This window comes from Vibrio sp. MED222 (assembly GCF_000153005.1).
GTDB classification, from domain to species: domain Bacteria; phylum Pseudomonadota; class Gammaproteobacteria; order Enterobacterales; family Vibrionaceae; genus Vibrio; species Vibrio tasmaniensis_A.
The window spans coordinates 306,354-327,257 of record NZ_CH902607.1; the positions used below are offsets into that span (position 1 = coordinate 306,354).

17 protein-coding genes and 1 riboswitch are annotated in these 20,904 nt (G+C 42.7%); of the genes, 8 read left to right on the forward strand and 9 right to left on the reverse strand.

Translation table 11 applies throughout. The features are described from left to right. Positions 1-41: 41 nt before the first annotated feature. Positions 42-1,019, reverse strand: a complete 978-nt coding sequence (locus tag MED222_RS13465) for a DUF1852 domain-containing protein (RefSeq protein WP_009846560.1) — start codon at positions 1,017-1,019, stop codon at positions 42-44. Positions 1,020-1,347: 328 nt separating this feature from the next. Between MED222_RS13465 and MED222_RS13460 the strand changes: the two genes are divergently transcribed. The 5 genes from MED222_RS13460 to MED222_RS13440 all read left to right on the forward strand — a co-directional run bounded on the left by MED222_RS13460 (position 1,348) and on the right by MED222_RS13440 (position 6,974). Next, positions 1,348-2,157: a sulfite exporter TauE/SafE family protein gene (locus tag MED222_RS13460; protein ID WP_009846561.1), complete on the forward strand. Its 810-nt coding sequence runs from the start codon at positions 1,348-1,350 to the stop codon at positions 2,155-2,157. A 173-nt stretch (positions 2,158-2,330) separates the two neighbouring features. Further along, positions 2,331-2,759 (forward strand): hypothetical protein, encoded by a 429-nt coding sequence (locus MED222_RS13455; RefSeq protein ID WP_017099093.1) that lies wholly within the window; start codon positions 2,331-2,333, stop codon positions 2,757-2,759. A gap of 143 nt (positions 2,760-2,902) precedes the next feature. Further along, positions 2,903-3,907 (forward strand): metal-dependent hydrolase, encoded by a 1,005-nt coding sequence (locus MED222_RS13450; protein ID WP_009846563.1) that lies wholly within the window; start codon positions 2,903-2,905, stop codon positions 3,905-3,907. 210 nt (positions 3,908-4,117) lie between these two features. Next, positions 4,118-5,734 (forward strand): endonuclease, encoded by a 1,617-nt coding sequence (locus tag MED222_RS13445; RefSeq protein WP_032555192.1) that lies wholly within the window; start codon positions 4,118-4,120, stop codon positions 5,732-5,734. A gap of 586 nt (positions 5,735-6,320) precedes the next feature. Continuing rightward, positions 6,321-6,974 carry a class I SAM-dependent methyltransferase gene (locus MED222_RS13440; RefSeq protein WP_009846565.1) on the forward strand — a complete coding sequence of 218 codons (654 nt, stop codon included), beginning with the start codon at positions 6,321-6,323 and terminating at the stop codon, positions 6,972-6,974. A 253-nt stretch (positions 6,975-7,227) separates the two neighbouring features. Here MED222_RS13440 and MED222_RS13435 read toward each other — a convergent pair whose 3' ends face one another. Next, positions 7,228-8,700: a carboxypeptidase M32 gene (locus tag MED222_RS13435; RefSeq protein WP_009846566.1), complete on the reverse strand. Its 1,473-nt coding sequence runs from the start codon at positions 8,698-8,700 to the stop codon at positions 7,228-7,230. Positions 8,701-8,997: 297 nt separating this feature from the next. On the opposite strand from MED222_RS13435, the gene MED222_RS13430 reads away from it, so the two are divergent. Next, complete coding sequence (locus MED222_RS13430; RefSeq protein WP_009846567.1) at positions 8,998-9,633, forward strand: LysE family translocator; 636 nt, start codon at positions 8,998-9,000, stop codon at positions 9,631-9,633. A gap of 108 nt (positions 9,634-9,741) precedes the next feature. Here the strand turns inward: MED222_RS13430 and MED222_RS13425 are convergent, their stop codons facing one another. Then, positions 9,742-11,112 carry an alanine/glycine:cation symporter family protein gene (locus tag MED222_RS13425; protein WP_009846568.1) on the reverse strand — a complete coding sequence of 457 codons (1,371 nt, stop codon included), beginning with the start codon at positions 11,110-11,112 and terminating at the stop codon, positions 9,742-9,744. A 128-nt stretch (positions 11,113-11,240) separates the two neighbouring features. Beyond that, positions 11,241-11,375: riboswitch (glycine riboswitch) on the reverse strand. Positions 11,376-11,984: 609 nt separating this feature from the next. Between MED222_RS13425 and MED222_RS13420 the strand changes: the two genes are divergently transcribed. Beyond that, a complete protein-coding gene (locus MED222_RS13420; protein WP_009846569.1) occupies positions 11,985-12,719 on the forward strand; it encodes a chromosome segregation ATPase in 735 nt (244 codons plus the stop codon). Between the two features lie 331 nt (positions 12,720-13,050). Continuing rightward, a complete protein-coding gene (locus MED222_RS13415) occupies positions 13,051-13,236 on the forward strand; it encodes a hypothetical protein (RefSeq protein ID WP_009846570.1) in 186 nt (61 codons plus the stop codon). A gap of 101 nt (positions 13,237-13,337) precedes the next feature. Here MED222_RS13415 and MED222_RS13410 read toward each other — a convergent pair whose 3' ends face one another. From MED222_RS13410 to MED222_RS13385, 6 genes are all read right to left on the reverse strand, one after another. Continuing rightward, entirely contained in the window at positions 13,338-14,879 is a 1,542-nt protein-coding gene (locus tag MED222_RS13410; RefSeq protein WP_009846571.1) for an alanine/glycine:cation symporter family protein, read from the reverse strand. Positions 14,880-15,435: 556 nt separating this feature from the next. Beyond that, complete coding sequence (locus MED222_RS13405; protein WP_009846573.1) at positions 15,436-16,590, reverse strand: ABC transporter permease; 1,155 nt, start codon at positions 16,588-16,590, stop codon at positions 15,436-15,438. Next, on the reverse strand, positions 16,587-17,903 hold the full coding sequence (locus tag MED222_RS13400; RefSeq protein ID WP_032555193.1) for an ABC transporter permease: 1,317 nt from the start codon (positions 17,901-17,903) through the stop codon (positions 16,587-16,589). Before MED222_RS13400 ends, MED222_RS13405 begins: the two co-directional genes overlap by 4 nt. Positions 17,904-17,910: 7 nt before the next feature. Further along, on the reverse strand, positions 17,911-18,885 hold the full coding sequence (locus tag MED222_RS13395) for an HlyD family secretion protein (RefSeq protein ID WP_009846575.1): 975 nt from the start codon (positions 18,883-18,885) through the stop codon (positions 17,911-17,913). A 3-nt stretch (positions 18,886-18,888) separates the two neighbouring features. After that, positions 18,889-20,343, reverse strand: coding sequence for a TolC family protein (locus MED222_RS13390; RefSeq protein ID WP_032555194.1), 1,455 nt, complete (start codon positions 20,341-20,343; stop codon positions 18,889-18,891). Between the two features lie 213 nt (positions 20,344-20,556). Next, positions 20,557-20,784, reverse strand: a complete 228-nt coding sequence (locus MED222_RS13385) for a hypothetical protein (RefSeq protein ID WP_009846577.1) — start codon at positions 20,782-20,784, stop codon at positions 20,557-20,559. Between the last annotated feature and the right edge of the window lie 120 nt (positions 20,785-20,904).

The following is a 20,904-nucleotide window of genomic DNA, read 5'->3' on the forward strand; positions in this document are numbered from 1 at the left end:
ATACTGCCTATCCTTGGTGATTTAAGAGCGCAATTGCTCGATTAAAGCGCGTAGTTGGCAGACCAGTTCTCTAGAACTGACTGGTATGGCTTAATGAAAGTCTCTTCTGCGAATTTACCTTGTTCGATAGCTAATTTGCTTCGTTCTTCTCGGTCATACACGATTTGAGTTAGCGAGTGATCCAAGTTTTTCAAGTTTGGTTGGTAGCAGTTACCTGCAACCGCATTCGCGTTGTAAATCTCAGGACGGTAGATTTTTTGGAATGTACCCATGGTGCTGATGGTGCTGATAAGCTCTAGGTTTGAGTAATCGTTCAGTAGATCACCAAAGAAATAGAAAGCTAGAGGTGCAACACTGTTTGGCGGCATGAAGTAACGAACCTGTAACCCCATCTTCTTAAAATATTGTTCAGTTAAAGAAGACTCATTCGGTTGGTATTCAAAACCTAATACTGGGTGTTGGTTTTCAGTGCGGTAATAGGTTTTATTATCTGACACGCTTAAGCAAATAACAGGTGGCTTATTAAAGTTCTTTTTGTAAGCGTCAGAGTTAACGAAATATTTAAAAAGCTTGCCGTGCAAATCACCAAAATCTTCTGGAATGCTGAATTTATCTTGGCCTTTATTATGATCCAATAGACGTACGCTAAAGTCATAATCTCGAACATAAGAAGAGAAGTTATTTCCGATAATGCCTTCAATACGCTCGTTGGTTTTACGGTCTAGAATATTGGTTTTCAGTACTTCAATGGAAGGGAATGCTTCGCCGTTGCTTTCAATGTCCATATCAACAGAAATGATTTCAAGCTCTACAGAATAACGGTCGCCTTTTGGGTTGTCCCAGTGTGCTAATGCGTTGAAACTGTTGTCAATCATCTGCAGTGCATTGCGCAAGTTTGCTTGGCGGCTGTCACCACGCGCCAAGTTAGCGAAGTTGGTGGTGATACGTGTGCTGTCCGCAGGTTGATAGTTCTCGTCGAGGCTAATGCTCTTAATTGTAAAATTAAATTCTGTATTCATGTTGATCTGATATCCCAATCTGTTGTCTGACTTTCTCGGTCTTTAGAATTAAAATTGCTTTTATTTTTGCTTGTGACCGGATTAATAGTTGAAGGCAATACTGTATGAAAAATTAATACGGTATTAAGTTAATCGCTTGGTATTTTTATACTTGGTTCGATAAATGATTAACAATGGTATTCTTTCACAATCAACATGAGGAATATTCATGATCTATTATGTTTGAAAATATTAGGTGGTGTCAGTTATATTAATTGGCTTGATGGAAATATAACCACATTAATAGTGTGTTATTTAAGATAATTAATTTAATTAAGAGATGGACGAAATGAGTGAGTTGCTGTTGTTGATTTTATACTGTGCATTATTAGGCAGTGGTGTTGGTTTTCTTGCCGGGCTTTTGGGGATTGGCGGGGGGCTTATCATTGTACCTGTGTTAAGCAGTATTTTACTTCACTTAGAAGTTTTACCTGCTGACCAAGTGGTCGTTGCAGCGATTGCGACTTCTTTGGCATCAATCTTGTTTACCTCAACTTCTTCTGCGCTTGCTCACCACAAAAATGGCAACGTGCCTTGGGATTTGGCACCTTGGATCATGTTGGGTGTTGCTCTGGGTGCATTGATTAGTGGCTTTATGGCGGCTCTTTTACCGGAAAAAGTGGTTCGTATTGTGTTTGCCGTGAGTGTGGTTCTTATTGCGATCAAGATGTTCTTAAGCAGCAAAAATGACGCGCCTAAAGAACGAAAGCTACCGAACAAGGGCGTACTAACGGTTCTTACAACTATTACGGGCGGCTTGTCAGCCATGATAGGCATTGGTGGTGGGGCATTGCTGGTTCCACTATTGACGTTCTTCTCTGTCGATATGAAAAAGGCCATTGGTTGTGCGTCGGCTTGTGGCATTGTGATCGCATTATTTGGGTCTATCGGTTATATCACCTCGGGCAGCAGCCACTTTGCTCTAACAGAAGGTTTTGCTGGCTTTGTTTATTTGCCTGCGCTGCTAGGCATCGTGTGCACATCTTGGTTTACAGCTCCGCTAGGCGCAAAAGCAACTAACCATTTACCGGTTCCAACGATTAAGAAGATCTTCTCAGTACTGTTGGTGGTTATCGCAGCAAGTATGGTTGCTCGTTAATTAAAGAATTCAGTAACCTGTAACTGATTCAGTTTCTTTATTCATTAGACATTTAGGTGCGAAAAAATGCATGTAAATGTCTAATTGCGATCTGAGCCCTTCAATAACATGAGTTACTCCTTTTAATGCGTCATAGTTCATAATAAGGTTGTTCGCGTTTAATAAATATTCAAATGTGGTCAAGTACTTATCTAAAGGAGCGAGTGATGGCACGAGAAATTTCATTTAAGGGCAACGGCCCACGTTGGAACGTGGCTCTATCAATGATAATAAGTTACGTGATCGCATCTTTAGCTATCAACTTGTTTTATCAGACTGAGATCCAGTTTTTCCCTTTTGTTACTTCTATCTTAATCATGATCGCTGTCTATGCTTTGGTCTCCAAGTTCACCCGAAGACATTTATCTTTAGTTGGTGAAGACATACATCTACATGACGTTAAAGCGAACTTAGTGATCAAAAACTCTGTCTTTTCTCGTCAGTATATTCAGGTTAAATCACTGACTAAAACTGGCTATTACAAAGTGAATGTTCACAAAGGACAGGTTGATAAATCTGATTGGGAAATGCTGTTAAGCAAGGCCACACAGCAAAACGTTTAACGCTAACTCTTCATGGAATTCATTAATGTCAGGGTGTTTTATCAACAGTATTATCTTGATAAAACATTGTTATTTAACCCAATTCACTGCTATAGCTAAATGTATCTTGTTTGATTCAACGGAATGCTATCAATGAGTGATTTATGGATCCTTTAACGCAGGGCGTGTTAGGCGCTTCTTTGGCACAGTCAGCAAGCAAAAAACAACATTTGGCTGTTGCAGGTGTATTAGGGCTACTTTCTGGATTGGCTCCAGATCTAGATGCACTGATTAAGTCTCAAAGTGATCCTTTGTTGGCTTTGGAATTTCATCGACAATTTACTCATTCACTCTTCTTTATCCCCATTGGCAGTTTGATCTGTGCCTTTGTTCTACATCATCTGATTGCAAAAAGGCGCGGGCTTACTTTCAAGCAAAGCTGGCTGTTTTGCGCTCTGGGTTATGGCACTCATGCACTGTTAGACGCTTGTACCACTTATGGCACGCAGTTACTTTGGCCTTTGACTAATGCGCGTTTTGCTTGGAATACCATATCAATCATCGATCCTGTTTATACGCTGCCCATCTTAGTTTTGCTTGTGTTTGCAACGTTGAAACGAGCACCTTGGCTAGCACGTGTTGCGTTTGCTTGGGCTCTAATTTATCCAACATTAGGGATGATACAAAGAGATAGGGCAGAGGCGATTGGGTGGCAATTAGCGGAACAAAGACAACATACGCCGATTCGATTAGAGGCAAAACCAAGCTTTGCGAATATCTTAGTTTGGAAAGTGGTGTACGAAACAGAGGCTCATTATCATGTAGACGCAGTGCGGGTTGGTACATCGGTAAACGTATATCCAGGAGAGTCGGTCGCTAAGCTGAACGTTAGCAGGGACTTACCTTGGCTTGACTTGGATTCTCAACAAGCCAAAGATATTGAACGCTTCCGCTGGTTCTCTAATGGTTATATTGCTCAGGACCCAACGGACGAGTTGCGTATTATCGACGTCCGATACTCAATTGTACCGAATCAAATGAAAGCACTTTGGAGCATCAAGTTATCAAAATCTGTTGATACCAATTCGCATATAAAATACGAAACTCATCGAGACAACACCCCAGAGTCGAGACAGATCTTCTTCGATATGCTCACTGGCGATAAATGATCTAGTTCTAAACAGTAAAAAGGCTGAGTCAGATAACCTGCTCAGCCTTTTTTATTCGTTTGTTTAACAGGTCGATGTTGCATCGCTTACATCACATATATTAATAAAACTGATAGTGCTTACATTTATAAGTGTGATTTATGTCTCTATCCATCTTTTGAATACTTTCTAAGCTTAGTTGGTTTTTTATCTAATTAAACAGAAGGTTATATGATAAATAGAATAATAACACTAAGTGGCGTTGCATTACTTTGTTCAGCGAGTGCGCATGCGCAAATGCAAAATGGAAGTTTCGAAAGCTGGGAAGGAAACGTACCATCTGGATGGAGTGTGATTGACTCCGGCATTGCAGTTTCACCCTCTAACGTACCTGTTAATAACGGCAGTTTCTCTGCGCAAGTAACAGTGAATACAGGCACTCAAAGTAATACCGATTTTCTGCAAACGATACGTGTTGAACAAGGGAAAACTTATGATTTCTCTGTCGATGTTTACCATACGGAAGGCAACGTGAAAGCTCGCCTTTTTGTTGATGGCTATTTAGGCTACTCGAATAATGGTTTAACGAATCAGTGGCAAGCATTGACTCACTTGTACAGCGCTACGAGCACTAAAGATATCGTTGTGGGCGTACGATTTTATGATGATGCAGGTTTTGATGGTTCGGAAGTGGTGTATTTAGATAACTTTCAGCCGACGGAGACTCCACCCACACAAAGCTGCAATGACACAAGTGCCGCACTCACGCTAGTGACGGATAACTATGGTTCTGAAACCAGTTGGTCTCTCAAAAACTCAGTTTCTCAAACTCTTTATTCTGGTTCAGACTATCAAAATAACACCATCAATGAAGTGGAAATGTGTTTAGCGGATGGTAGCTACATCCTAGAAGTCTTAGACTCTTATGGAGATGGAATGTGCTGCAGTGTGGGGAATGGTTCATACAGTTTATCGGTAAACGGAACCGTTGTGGCATCTGGTGGTGATTTCCAAGCAAGTCAGAGTACAGAATTTACAATTGGTGGTTCAACTACACCACCAACTGAACCACCAGTTTTAGGTGAGTATTATAAAGACGCTGAAGGCAAAGTGGGCTTTGCGTTAAAAACGGCCTTATATCAAATTATTGATAATCATAGCAGTCAGGGTTACACCGCTATTTGGACGTTGGTGTCTGAGGCTGACCTAGACGCATACTATGACACTGATGGGTCGATTCTCGATATGTATTCGGAGAAACCTTCAGGCTCTGATTCAATCCAATTTACTAAGGTGGCCGATCAATGTGGTCAATACAGCAAAGAAGGTGATTGCTACAACCGTGAGCACTCATTCCCGAAAAGCTGGTTTGGAGGGAAAGTCGAGCCAATGAACTCTGACGGTCACCATTTATTTGCCACTGACGGCTACGTTAACTCGAAACGTAGTAATTGGCCATTTGGTGAGGTGAGTAGCGCGACATACACATCAAGCAATGGTTCTAAGTTAGGCAGCGCAGCGAACTCTCTTGGTTATGTGGGTACGGTGTTTGAGCCAATTGATGAGTTTAAAGGTGATTTCGCAAGAGCATATTTCTACATGGCAACACGTTATGAAAATGAAATCGCTAATTGGGAAGGGAACTCTACAAGCTCTGATGCCGTTCTGGATGGAACCAATACAACCGTTTTTGAACCTTGGCTACTTACTATGCTAAAGCGTTGGCATTCTGAAGACCCAGTAAGCCAAAAAGAAATCGACCGAAATAAGGCGGTACATGATTTTCAAGGGAATCGTAATCCGTTTATTGACCATCCAGAGTTTGTAAGCCAAATCTGGGGAAACTAGTCGGAATATAACCACCATGACAATGGCTTCATGATTATTGAATTGAGCCCAACCCTTTGTTTGGGCTTTTTTATTGAGGGGCATTAGAGAGCATGATTTTAAATATTTGAAAAAGCATATTGTCAGAAGACCCGTATACTTGTCAGTGGTCTGCACCATCAATACTAGACGCTACGTTAAGCGACTTTCCATACCTTTAGTTATCTCTGAATTGTTAATTTAGGGGAAGCTGTAGATCATTTATGCCCAAAAGTGAGCCAGAGAGGGATTGAACTCAGTTTTAAACCCTGCAACTTGCCTTACTTTTCCTCATGCCTAGAGATCCAACAATGTAGCTAAATTTTCTAATCCACAACAGACTGATCTTAAATCACAGTTACGCACGAATATGTTGTTCAACTATTTCTCGGCTACTGAATAGTAGAGAACTAAAGGGAAGTTTTTGATTGATAACGTGCCTTGAATCGGAAGCAATGTGTGCTGGCACGTTATTAAAATGTTATATTTCTTATCTCTGGTATGATTTGCAATCTTCACTTTTTAGTATAAATTGCACTTTAATAATTTATAACTATATGAAATTAACATGAATCAAGAAGCCTCAATTGCTGGACAAGCGGTTTACTCGAAGAAAGTACTATCAATATACGATTTCTGGGTTTTAGGAGTATCAAATAACTATTTTTGGAAATGCCCAACTAGACTTATTAGTGAGCAATTTTCAATGTTAGTTTCATCTAATCATTTAGATGTTGGCGTTGGCTCAGGTTATTACCTTAAGAATTACCTACCACAAACAACAAAACGTATCGCTTTGCTAGATTTGAATGAAAATAGTCTTGATACAACCTCAAAAGCAATTAGTCATTTTCAACCTGAAGTTTACTGTGGGGATGTACTTGAGCCTCTTGAATTAAGTATCGAAAAATTTGACTCAATTAGTGTTAATTATTTACTTCATTGTTTGCCTGGAAATTTAATTGGTAAAGGCATTATGTTTAAGCATTTAAAAAGCTATATGAACGAAGGTGGGGTTTTGTTTGGTAGTACAATTTTAGGTAAGGGTACGAAACTGAATTTTTTCGCTAAAAAATTGATGGGTGTTTACAATAAGAAAGGCATATTTAGTAATAACAACGATGATTTAGACTCATTGGTGACATCGTTAAATGAACACTTTACTGATGTAAAAGTGGAAGTTATAGGGTGTGTTGCATTGTTCTCAGGTAAAAAAATATAACAAATGATCTGCTCCAGTGATACTGGACACTCACGTAAGCGAATTTTTCCATACTTTCAATAATTCATGCTTTGCTATATTAGCAAAAGACGCAACTCGGAATTGTCCAATTCCGCGCTAGCAGGTACCAGGATATTCCGTGATTGTTAGGTTCGATGAAGGGATAAATCTTCAAATCAACCTAAGTATGTTTTGAAAATGTGATTAAAAAGGCTGAATCAATAAATTGATCAGCCTCTATCGATTTATTCCATTAAAGGTAGCGGCTTCTTAAATGATCTTTGAAGTATTGCGCATTCAAGGTTTCACCCGTTGCGCCTTTCACCAAATCGTCGGTGCTCAGCAGGCTGCCCTTGCTCCAAATGTTCGATTCTAACCAAGTGAAGATAGGTGATAGGTCACCACTTTCAATTACTGAGTTCACATCCACCGTTTTCTTCATTGAAGCCATGAACTGAGCCGCGTACATCGCACCTAGTGTGTAAGATGGGAAGTAACCGAATGCGCCGTCTGTCCAGTGGATGTCTTGCATACAGCCGTTAGTGAAGTTGCCTTGAGTGCTTAAACCAAGGTAAGACTGCATCTTAGTATTCCATAGTTCTGGCACATCGGTGTGTTTGATCTTACCGTTGATCAAGTCACGCTCAATTTCGTAACGTAAGATAACGTGTGCAGGGTAGGTGAGCTCATCAGCATCCACACGGATGAAATCTTTCTTCACGCGAGTGTAGATCTTCTGGAAGTTCTCTTTTTCAAACTCTGAGCCAGAGAATTGCTGCCCCGCCAAGTTTGCTAAGTGTCCAATGAACGGGTCACTGCGGCCGACTTGCATCTCGAAGAACAGAGATTGAGATTCGTGGATACCCATAGAGCGCGCTTCGCCCGCCGGTTGGCCTGCTAGGTGTTTTGGTAAGCCTTGTTCGTAACGCGCGTGCCCTGTTTCATGCACTATACCCATTAAGCTTTGAACGAACTCCGCTTCGTCGTATCGGGTTGTGATACGCACGTCTGAAGGCACGCCGCCACAGAATGGGTGAACACTTTCATCTAATCGGCCGTGTTCAAAATCGAACTGAAGCAGCTTCATCACTTCTAAACCAAGTGCTTTCTGTTTCTCGGTCGAATAGATGCCAGATGGCGCATTAAATTGCTCGCTCGATTGCTTTTCGATCACTTCGTCAATCAGGTTCGGTAGCCAAGCCTTAACGTCGGCAAACAAGGAATCAAGCGAAGCAGAGCTGGTGCCCGGCTCGTAGATATCCAGCATTGCATCATAAGGCGTTAGATTCGCCGCGTCAGCACGGATCTGCGCTTCTTCGCGAGACAGTTCAACCACTTCACGCCAGTTCTTTTCGAATCCAACCCAGTCGTTGTTACCACGTTGGCTACGCCATGCATGTTCACACTTAGAACCGGCTAGAGATTTCGCTTCCACCAATTTTTCTGGAAGTAGGTTAGCTTGTTGCCATTGGCGTTTAATTTCACGCAGAGATGATTGTTGTTCGTTGTTCAGCGCTTCGTTTTCAGCGTCTGCAATCCAATCTCCAAGTTGTGGTTGCGTCATCAACCCGTGAATATGAACCGAAAGCTCGGCCATCGCTTCACTACGCGCTTGGTTACCACCGGCAGGCATCATTGAAGCTTGGTCCCAACCACAAATCGAGGCTAGGTGTTGAAAGCGTGAACATTTTTGAGAGTGCTCGACTAGTTTTTTGAATGCGCTCATTTGACTACTCTTAATTTGGTTTCTGTAAATGATCCTTAGGACAGCGTCAGCGTTAAGGTTCATCTCTCATGTACTTTGATTATGGCTCTACTTTAAAAGACGCTGACCTTCGGAGTCGAAGATATAGCGAGAAAAGCATGAGGCGGTACGATGCCTTGAATTTACTATTTCTTAACAAATTAAACTGTTCTATTGTGCACAAAATCAGTGACTTGTATAGCTGGTGGTAATTGTTGCTTGCGAATTGTTCAGATACACGGTATTGATGATAGATCGCTGAACAACAATGACAATAATATGGATATTTTGAACTTTGAGGCATTTTTAATTGCCATTACTATTTTAACGCTAACGCCGGGTTTAGATACGGCTTTGGTGATTCGCAATACGAGCCGTTCTGGCTTATCTGACGGCGTGATGACCAGCTTTGGTATTTGTAGCGGCTTGTATGTACACGCGTTTTTCTTTGCTGTGGGTATTTCTGCAATCCTCGCCCAGTCAGCTGAACTCTTTCAAGCCGTTAAGATGGTAGGTGCGGTTTACCTGATCTGGCTTGGCTTAAGCAGTTTACGAGCTTTGATGAAAAACGGCGGCGGTTTGAAGGTGGGTGAACAAGCTCAGCAAGCATACAGTGCTAAGCGTTCTTTGCGTGAAGGCTTTTTATCTAATGTGCTGAACCCAAAAACGGCAGTTTTCTATTTGGCCTTTTTACCTCAGTTCGTCAACCCTGAAGGTTCGCCTTTATTGCAATCTATGTTGATGGCTTCGGTACACTTTATGATTGCGATGGTGTGGCAATGCGGTTTGGCAGGGGCACTTAACTCGGCTAAAAACTTGCTTAAGAATGCGAGCTTTATGAAGTGGATGGAAGGCGTGACGGGCATGGTGCTGGTGGGGCTGGGTGTGAAGCTTTTAATGGAAGAACCTAGCTAAGTCATAGTGACTTAGTTTATTGGAATCTAAATCACTGGCACATAGCCATTAGTTTTATAATAAAACGCCCGCACATCATTGCGGGCGTTTTTGATCGCTCAATTCTTATTATGCTTTAACTGCTTCGCAATCCTTTGAGGAAGTTAACGGTTTGAAGAATAGCTTGGTTTCTTCGATAACAACATGGCGCAGTAAGATAAGCCCAATTAGGTTCGGAATTGCCATTAGGCCGTTCACGATATCCGCCATTATCCAGATCATGTCGAGCTTTAAGAATGCACCAGAAGCAACCAAGGCGATGAAGATAATCTTGTAAGGCAATACTGCTTTGGTACCCAGCAAGAAAACAACACAGCGCTCACCGTAGTAGTTCCAACCTAAAATTGTTGTAAACGCAAAGAAGATTAAGCCAACAGAAACCAACATAGGGCCAAGGGTGTCTGCATTCAAACCAACAGCGAACGCGTGAGTGGTCATCGCAGCGCCAGAAAGGTCCGTCTGCCAAGCGCCTGTTAAGATAAGTGCCAGACCTGTCATCGTACAGATGATGATGGTATCGAAGAAGGTGCCTGTCATAGAGACAAGTCCTTGCTTCACACATGAGTCTGTTTTAGCCGCTGCTGCAGCCATTGGTGCGCTACCTAAGCCAGATTCGTTCGAGAACACACCACGAGCGATACCTGATTGGATAGCAAGCATGATGCTCGCGCCAAAGAAACCACCGGTTGCTGCCGTGTTGGTAAACGCAGAAGTCACAACAAGGGTAATGGCATTCAGTAGTTGGTCTGCATTTGAAATCAGAACGCTTAAACACGCGACGACGTACATCACCGCCATCGTAGGAACGACTTTCCCTGCTACTTTAGCGATAGATTGAATACCACCAAGGGTTACAACCGCCACAAGGATCGTGAGGACAACCGCTGACATTTCACGTGATGCGCCAAATGAGATTTGAGTTGCGTCTAAAATTGCGTTTACTTGTGGGAAGGTACCGATACCGAAGCAAGCAACACCGAGCGCGAAGACAGCGAACATGACCGCTAAGATTCGTGAGCCGACACCGTATTGCAGGTAGTACATTGGGCCGCCAACCATTTCGCCATTGCTATCGGTTCTGCGGTATTTAACGGCAAGTAGACATTCTGCGTATTTGGTCGCCATACCAAATACAGCGGCAAGCCACATCCAGAATAGGGCGCCAGGACCACCAATCTTGATTGCGGTCGCTACGCCTACAATATTGCCTGTACCAATCGTTGCGGAAAGCGCTGTACACAAAGCGGCGAAGCTTGATACGTCACCCGTACCGGATTTGTCTTTGGTGAACACCATTTTTAGCGCGGTTGGAAGGTGTCTAAACTGGAGTAAGCCTAAGCGAAAAGTAAAATAGATACCTGTCCCCACTAACAGAATAAGCAGTGGTGGTCCCCAAACGAATTGATTGATGGTTTGTAGTGTAGCTTGTAGTTGGTTCATAGATTCCCCTTAATAAATATAAAATTTAAGGAGAAGAGGGAAGGCAGTGCAGATCACAGGGATCGGGAGCACTACTTAATACATACGGATTTCTAGATAGAATTCTTTTGTTAATTAAGGCTGTTGCTTTCCACTCCTCTGTCCTTTTGCCTGAGAGTTTCACTTAGCGAATCACTTATAGATAAGTAACGGGCACTAAGCTTGCTCCTTCGGCGACCGCTTGCTACAAAAAAAGTAGTACGGTTCTCTCCAGAGGTTCCTCCAACGACAGTCCTCACTTTTCTGGATTTCTCCAGCATAAAGCACCTGAAAGATTTACTTCTTCGGCGGGTTGATCTAACTAAATGTTAAAATTTAGTTAAAAACCACTCTCCTGCAGTCTTCATCGGAACAATTACCTAAATAATTAGGTAATCTGTAGGCGTATCCTAGATCATATAAAATGTGATGTCAGCTACAAAATATCTGTTTGCTTAAATGTTGTTCAATTAAATGATCAAACAACGAGTCTCTGACGTAACTTGCTTATTTAAATGGTATAAAATAGAGAAACAAGGAGGAGTTATGACTCGATTAATAGCGATTGTTTTTTTATTGGCTTTGGCATTTGTGCTGTTTCGTTACCGGACAAACGAAAAACTGCAAAAATGGGTAGTGATAGTTATCGTTAGCAGCTTCCTTTTGTATACTGCCAGCCTGATGATTTCGGAGTTAACTCGTTAAGTCTGTCTGTGAGCAGATAGGATAAACGTGTTAGCAAAGCTCAAGTGCTTCTGGCTTGGGCAATAGGTTTAACTGAGCTTAAAGTATCAGTATCAGTATCAGTATCAGTGACCGTGTAACGTTAAACAAATTTTTGGGAGTACCCGCTAGTGAACCAGCAATCTGGACAAGGCGAACAAGATGAAGTGGTTGTTATTGAGGAACGCGATAAACGTAGTCAGCTCTATATCGGCATTGCTGCGGTTATCGGTTTGGCGTTAGGCGGCTTAATCGGATCTACAGTCACGGCTTCGAAGTGGGAATCCACTTATCAGGTACTAGAAACTCGTTATCAAGAACTGCGTGATAGTAAAACTCAGTTGGTGACATCAGTTGAAGAGAAAGTGGCAAAAGTTGATACCGAAATTGATGCGAAAGTAGAAGCTGCTCTAGTGAAACAGGCAGAAGATCATCAAAAAGAACTCCAAGACTTAGCGAAACAATCTGCAGTTTTAGAGAAAGCAAACTACTCGTTAGAGCAGCAGTTAAACGAACAGAAGCAAACGTTAGAACAAACTCAACAAAACAATCAAAAGTTGAGCCGTCAAGCTGATATGCAGTCGACCCTTTTTGAACGTTCGCGTGAGCTTTTCCGCAAAGAATTACAGATATCTCAAGAGCTTGAAAAACTCGAGAAAGAAAGAGATGACATCGAACAGAATCTTGGTTCTTTGAAGAAAGCGTGTGATGTTTTCTTAGATGGTACGTCATGGGATACAAAATCTGACGCCTGTGAGAAACAGGATAATGCCAATTCCCGCTTAAGTGACATCAGACAAATGATTGAAGTTCACACCATGGATATCAAGCAGATCAAGACTCTCACTGAAGAGATGGGTCTATAAGCTGAGCGCTTAATATATCACGACTGCTTGCAGTAAGAATTTAAACGCCCACATCGCACACGTGATGTGGGCGTTTTGCGTTCTTCACCCGCTAAATGGCTAAGATGCGCTTTACATTGTTATTTCTGAAATTAGTGATTAGATACGTAAAATTGATCTTGATATGTGCTTTGTTGGATAGTTGGTGACTTTGCACGCATATTTACACGCCAGAAAATTAGCATAATTGTTATGTTCTAGGATGAATATGTGGTTTGTTGCCACTCGGTGATTAGACTATCTCAAAGGACAAAGGACAAAGGACAAAGGACAAAGGACAAAGGATGGAGCGATGCCTGAATATCTGTGCGAGACTTGTACCGTAGCTTATTGCTTTGATGATTGTAATTCGGCATTGGCGCAACGAGAAATGGTTGAAGTAGAAGAAGCCTTGGATCGTAAACCAGTAAGCCAAGATCCTGAACGGCTTAAACAAGAAAATTCAAACATAAAAAATCCCCACAAGCTTAGCTGGTAGGGATTTGGATAAGTTGCAGTACTGTTCTCGCTTTCTCAAGCAAAGGGTCTTACAAAAATTTTTAGAACAGTGTTATTCGACAATAAATTATTGACGAGTCACTATTTTTCGTAAGTTTTGATTTCGCCAGATTTAACGCGAGCAACAAATGATTGCAGTTCTTTCTTCACAACAGGCATTAGGAAGTACAGGCCTAGAATGTTGAAGATAGACATCGCAAAGATAGCTGCGTCAGAGAAGTCGATTACCGCGCCAAACTGAATCGTCGCACCGATAACAACAAACACACAAAACATCACTTTAAAAATCAGTTCCGTTGTTTTGCCTTCACCAAATAGGTAAGTCCACGCTTTAAGACCGTAGTACGACCAAGAGATCATGGTAGAAAACGCGAACATGATTACCGCTAGAGCGAGTGTGTATTTGAACACTTCTGCCGTTTCAGTAAACGATGCAGCAGTAAGCGTTACACCCGTTAAGCCAGAACCATCGAATGGACCTGTATTTAGACCAGCGATAGTGATAACCAAGGCTGTCATTGTACAAATGATGACTGTATCAACGAACGGTTCTAATAGTGATACTAGACCTTCAGTGATTGGCTCTTTTGTTTTAACCGCTGAGTGAGCGATAGCTGCTGAACCTACACCTGCTTCGTTTGAGAACGTTGCACGTTTTAGACCTTGGATTAAGGCACCAATGAATCCACCAACCACACCTTCGCCAGTAAACGCACCTGTAAAGATTGCACTGAACGCAGGACCCACTTGATCAAGATTAGAACCGATAACAATCAGAGCCATACCGATATACAGAGCAGCCATCCAAGGAACAACTTTTTCCGTTACCGATGCGATAGAAGGCATACCACCAACAATCACAGAGAAAACTAAAGCGGCGAGTACAAGGCCTGTGATGACACCGTATTCACTTGGTACATCGAATGCGTAAGTTAACATGGCATGTGCTTGGTTAGCTTGGAACATGTTACCGCCGCCCAATGCGCCTAAAATACACATTAATGCAAAACCAATAGCAAGGGCTTTACCTAGTCCACCCAACCCTCTTTCACCAAGACCTTGGCTTAGGTAGTACATGGGACCACCGGAAACGACACCTGAAGGTAGGATAGTTCGGTATTTCACACCTAAGGTACACTCACAGAACTTAGACGCCATACCCAGAAGACCACACAAGATCATCCAGAATGTTGCACCAGGACCACCAATTGCGAGTGCAGCACCCACACCGGCAATATTACCAAGCCCAACAGTTCCAGAAAGCGCGGTTGTTAACGCTTGAAAGTGAGAAACTTCCCCTTCGTGTTTGGAGTTAGGGTCTGTGTACTTACCTTTAATAATGTCTATGGCCATCCCGACACGTTTAAATTGAACAAAGCCAAAGTAAACAGTAAAGATGATCGCAGCGAGCAGTAACCAGCCAACAATAATTGGGAAGTTTGCTTCACCTACCGGTACGCTTTTAAATATCAGTCCAACGAACCAACCTGTATATTCGTTGAAAAAACCATCAACACTTTGACTTAAGTTACTGATAGCTTGATTAAATGATCCTTCTTCTGCAAATGCACTGGAACTAAATAATAATATAAACCCAAAAAATAATTCACGTATGTTTTTCATGGTTTTCCCTGTCTTTTTATTAAATTATGTTTGTTGCTGTTGTGTTTTTTCTATTTGATTTTTTACATTTCAGCGACTTATTTATTGCAATTCGACGGCAACATAAACGGCTGTAGCTAGGTCGAAAAATGAAATAAATATAAGTACTGATCTTGCTTTATATGGATATCCTTTTGGTATGTGCACCAATTAGACTATGGCATTCGGCCTGCCAAGTCATACCGATAATCCTATACACAAAAATAATACCTTCAAAGATTTTTTTACAATAAATTTACAATTATTCGGGTTTTGTCATTGTTTGGGAATAAGCAGGTATTTTTTAGGTTAGAAAGGTATATGTAGTAGCTGTTATAGCATGAACTAAGGTGAATGATAGTGGAGGTGCATAGGGAAGTCGGTGAGTTTAATGTTCAATATGTTTTGGGGAGGTGTTTAAACAATTGATAGCTGAAGATGTAATCAAGCTAAAAGACATTAAAAAAGCCCTTTATCAGAGCTTTGTTAATGGTTTCAATGAGCGTGAGGTTTAGCGCATGACGAATAGAGAATAGAGTTAAACAGAGCCAATGATACGTTTACTCGATTTGTGGTAAAGCTTAAGTGCGAGTAACGAGCCCCATAGAGCGACTTGTATCCATAGCAATGTCCATTGAGACGCTACTTCTTGCCAAGATGCACCCATCTGATTGAGCGCTAAAAAACCTTGGATAGCGGGTGTGCTTGGGAATAACTGTGACAGCAGTACTAACCATTCAGGCATCATTTCAACAGGCCAGATAAAACCTGAAGAGAAGATCAGCGGCATTGAACTGATTAACACCACAACCGTGACTAACTCTCTTCTTGGCACTAGCTCACCAATAAAAATCCCGATCAAACAACTAGCCAATAAGAAGGGTAGCAGTAAGGTCAAAATGTTTGTTATGGAGGCAAGTAGGTTAATGCCATACATCGAAAAGCTCGCGCCGAAGTAGTACATCGACAACACGTAATATATGCCGACTAAGGTACAGCAGCGAGCAAGTATCAGTTTCGCTGGAGAGGTCTTACTCCAATAGCCAAACGTCGATTGAGCGTTTTGGGTCGCGCCAACTAAACCAGAAGCCATGGCTAAGGTTTGTTGCAGGATCAACACAAAGACGGCTGGAACCACGTAATCAATGTAGCCCATGCGACTATTGAAGGTTGGTTTTAGGTTCAAGCTGAATGCACTGTAGCCTTTGGCTGCGGATTCTAACGGCACACCTTCAACTAACAAGTGACTGACTTTAACTTGTGCAGCTAACGTGCCGCCTGCCTTGGCAAGCCCTTCAACAATGGTTCCGTAGACTAAGAAGTAAGATGCATCACCGGCGTAAGAAAGCGTAGGGCTCTTACCTAGGAGCAAGTCTTTATAGAAGTTCTCTGGGATGACGAGGAACCCACCAATCTCTTGATTAAGAACAGCTTGCTTAGCATCGGCAATGGTGGAGTCACGGCGTACCAAGTCAATTTGAGATGTGGCATCTACCATTCTTTCTAACTGGTAGCTGCTTTGGCTCTTATCCAAGTTCACAACGGAAGCTTTAAGCTGTTGAGGAACTTGGTTTACGTAAGGCAACGGATACAAGAATGAATAGAAGAACACACCACCAAATACCGTAAGAAGTACAACAGGGTTGCGCAGTACCGCTAACAGTTCTTGCTTGAGTAGTTGAGTAAAGCTCATCGTTTTACTCCTTGTTGTGCTGATGTATCTGGCTGTGCTGATGATATAGCCGCTTGTGTAGATAAAGCCGTTTGTGCAGACAAAGCTGACTGTGCCAAGTGTTTCTTAATTAATAACATCACCACGAAAGCAGGAACTGCATACCACAACATCGAGGAGAGGCTGATTAGCGATTGTGCCGCGCTCACGCCATAACTGGATTGTGCTGTTTGTACTTCGATGTAGTGACTCACGGGCAATAAGCTTCTCCAGATTTGCGCCGCCGTGTTCATGTCGGTGACTGGAAAAGTAATACCCATGAACGCAAAGCTTGGTGCTGTAAAGGCGCCAGCGAAACTCATCGCCCTTGCTGGATCAAGCGTTAAGAAGAAAAACAAACACCCCATGATGATACAACTGATGACAGTAAGCAGTTGGGCAATGGTTAATGCCACAAAACTGCCGTTAAACGGCCAGTCTAAGAGGACATAGAACCAAAAGCTAAACGCGATACCAAACATCAAAAACAAGACAAGGTAGGGCGTTAGTGTTGATGTTAGTGATTTCATCGGGACGTTGGATAACCAAGCATGAAGACCACGAGCTCTAACGTTCGCCGTCAAAACCAATATCGTGCCCACCACAATCATGATCTGCCATAGAGCCGGAATAACCGCAGACACTAAGAACTGAGCATAGCTGGTGTTCTTGTTAAACAGTGGCGTAATCTGGCTTTGTACCGTTACCGCTTGCCCCAATGCAGATTGTACCGTGGTATCACCGTGTGAAAGCTGTTTAACCACTTCGAGTTGCGCGTTGAATGTTCCTTGAGCCTGCAACAGAGCCGAGTTCACCAGTTTGCCGATCAAGATAAATTGACTGTTATAGAAAACGGACACTTGCGGGTTCAAGCCTAGGAAAAGGTCTCGGTCAAAGTGTCTTGGTATCACGACATAACCATAGATATCGCGTTCAATCATCGCTTTAGCCGCTTCACTCGCCGAGCTGTATTTCTGAGTCACTTGTAGGGTAGGTGATGCATCAACAAGGCGCGTGAACTGTTGCGAGATTTGACTGTGTTCAAGGTCGACAACCGCAACCGGTAAGTCGCGAGCGATCCCTTGTGAAAAAATCAGCCAGATACTGGCAGCAAGAAGCAACGGAATCCAAGTTAGGCAAGACAACAGCCATTTGTCTTTGCGGACAATCGCCCACTGCCTAAGCAAGGTATTCTTCGATCTATGATGCTCAGGGGATTGCGAGCACATAGATTGAGAGCTTCTAGATTGCGATTCTGTAGATGGCGAACTTATAGAGCGAAAGTTAGCAGACATACGTCACCTAAAGCTCAACCACTAGGCTCATGCCCATACGCAGTGTTTCGTTGGTATCGACAGGGTGCGCTTCTACTTCAAAAGTGCGTAAGTCGAAGCCTTGTGCTGCGTCTGTTGAACGCCAAGTCGCGAAATCACCCATTACGGCAATATGAGTAACCTGAAAGGTTAACGACTTATCCAGAGCTGGAAGGTACGCTTCAAATTGGTTGCCTTTCTCAAAATGTTTCAACATATCTTCACGCACATTGAGCACCGCCCATGCATCTTTAGTGTCAATCACGGTCACAACAGGGAAACCTTGAGGAGCTAACTCACCGCTACTTAATAGTACTTGAGCCACTTCACCACTAAACCAGCTGTGGATCTGTGTGTCTTTTGCGTAAGCTTCAACTTCCGCTACTGCGCCAGCTGCCATTAACGCTTTTTGAGCGGCTGCCACTTTGGTTTCGTCACGAGCACCTTCTTGTGCTAATTGATACATTTGGAACGCAGCGCTTTCAGTGTACTTCGCCGCTTGCCACTGTGTTTTGGCTTCATCACGTTTTTGCTCGGCAACCACGCCATCGTTATAAAGGTTGTTTACACGTTGGTAAGTTTTATCCATGAGATCGGCAGCTGCTTTGGCTTTCAACCATTGGTCTTTAGCGGCTTGGATTTGCTGAGTACGCGCGCCATTCTCTGCTTGTTTTGCTAATGCACCAGCGGCTTTTTGACCGGCTTTTGCTTGCTCTAATTTAGCGTCAATTTCTGGGCTAAGTAGGGAGAAGATCAATTCGCCTTTTTCAACCGAATCGCCTTTACGCACGAATATTTCATCAATTCTGCCGGGTACTTTCGATGAGATGCTGTATTGCTGCGCATCTATTTGACCTTGAAGCTTAACAGGCTGTGGTTGGTACGCTTGGTAAAAGCTGTATCCAACCCAGCCAATAATGCCGATACCAACCAGAGAGAGAATAAATGGCTTAATAGGTTTCATGAATTATCCTTTTGACTGGCTAGCGGTGTCTGCTTTTGAATCGAAGTCAGACGGGACTGAAGACGTTAAGTAACTTGAATAAGCATTCATTTCACTGGTGAGTGCTAACAGCTTATTAAGAGAAATTAGGTATTTGAATCGAGCAGCAGATTGCTGTGTTTTAATGCTTGCAAGATAAAGCTCAGCATCAACCACTTCTAACGAATTGGATAACCCTTGAGTGAAGGCTTTTTTACGAAGTGAAAGGTTTTCTTGAGCTAAAGACAGGCTTGAGTTGAGGCCTTGAACTTCTTCAATTGCTTGGTTCGCTTCAAGATAGGTCTTTTGTACCAAAACGGTTAAGTCTTGCTTGGCTTGTGACTTAAGAAACTGGACTTGAGACACGGCGCTATGAGCGGCTGCGACTTTGTCGGAACGACCTGACGTGTCAAGTAGCGGTACATTCACACCAATACCGACTAACCAATCGGGTTTCATTTCACTGGCTAGCGAGTCATCTTCGTACAGGCTGTAATCACCGTAAAGGTAAACTTCTGGGTAGTATTTGCCTTTTTCAGCCTTGATCAAGCTACTCGCTTGTTTCTCTTTTGCATCAAGGATTTTAAGGCCTGGGTAGGTCATGAGGGTTTGATCAACAAATACGTCCATATGAGGCAGGTTTTTGTTGATAAAGAGTTGTTCTGAAGGTTCGACACTTTGGCTCTGACCAAGGATCTGTGTCAGCGCTAACTGAGCAATTTTGAGGTCGTTCTGCGCTTTGGTACGTTCAACAACGGCTTTATCTAAAGAAGCATCCGCCTGCAGACGTTCTACTCGAGCAATTTGTCCTTGCTGTTCAAGCTTGATGGCGAAATCACGATGCTGAGTTAAGCCAGCTTCAACGGCTTGACGCGTTCTCACGACGTCTTCCGCTAAGATCACCGAGAAGTAATATTTACTTAAGTCTTCGTAGCGAGCCTGTTTCTCCATCAGAAGTTGGCTTTGCGCTTCTTCGCTTTTACCTTCGGCAGCAGTTTGCGCAGCGGTAATTCGTCCGCCTGTAAAGATAGGCCAAATAGCACGGATGGAAGAGCTGAAGATGTCTTGTTCGGTGATGGTTGAGGTAACACCGCCAAGCCCACTTAATATAGGCTGTAGAATACCTCCAACTGCACCTAAATTTGGCACGCCGCTTAAGCTATTTTTGAACTGTTCACCATTAATCGTCACATCACTATCAAGGTGCGTGTAGTTAGCCCCCAAGGTGATCGAAGGTAGATTAAGGCTGCTGGTTGAATTCTGAAGGTGTTGATAACGTTCAACGTTGGCTTGTTGAGCGGCAAGTGAGTTGTTGTTCTCTTGCAATATTTGCCACGCTTCAGAAAAAGTGAGCGGGGCAGAGAAAACTGGCGAAGCAAATGTGCCGAGAAGCATACTGGCGATCGCAAGGTATCGGAATTTTGGTTTGGTCATCTGCATTAAATACCATTTAGAGTATTGGCTCTAATGCTAACAGGGTGATAGTCATTTGTCTTGAGATGATTGTCTCACAGGATTATAAACCCTCATAACTCGTTAAGTTAATGTAATAAAGTACGTGATGCGAGCAACAAAGATCACTGAAACGAAAAGAGCACGACAAAGCGCGCTCTTTAAGTTCAGTATAGAAGTGTTCTTACAAAATGAAGTGGCTTATTTAAAGCTAGGACAATGGTGATCGGCGCGCCACACCAATTGTCTTGAACCTTGCATTGTTTGTAATAAATCTCTACCTGACATTTGCGGGAACGCTAACAATACCTTGAGATCAAGAGGAGAGGTTCCGTCTTTCTCATAGGCTCTTACATGAGTAAAAGTCGATTGTAAGTGTTTGAACAGCATAGTCTTAGTAAGACAAATTCCAAAGTTATCGCGTTTCATTGCCTGGTTTCCTTTTCAACAATGTTTATACGTTATGTTTTTTATCCTGTTTCTATCGGACGTTGCCACTGATCGATACTTCCTGCTCATCAATGTTTTATTATTGGGCGCTGATTTATC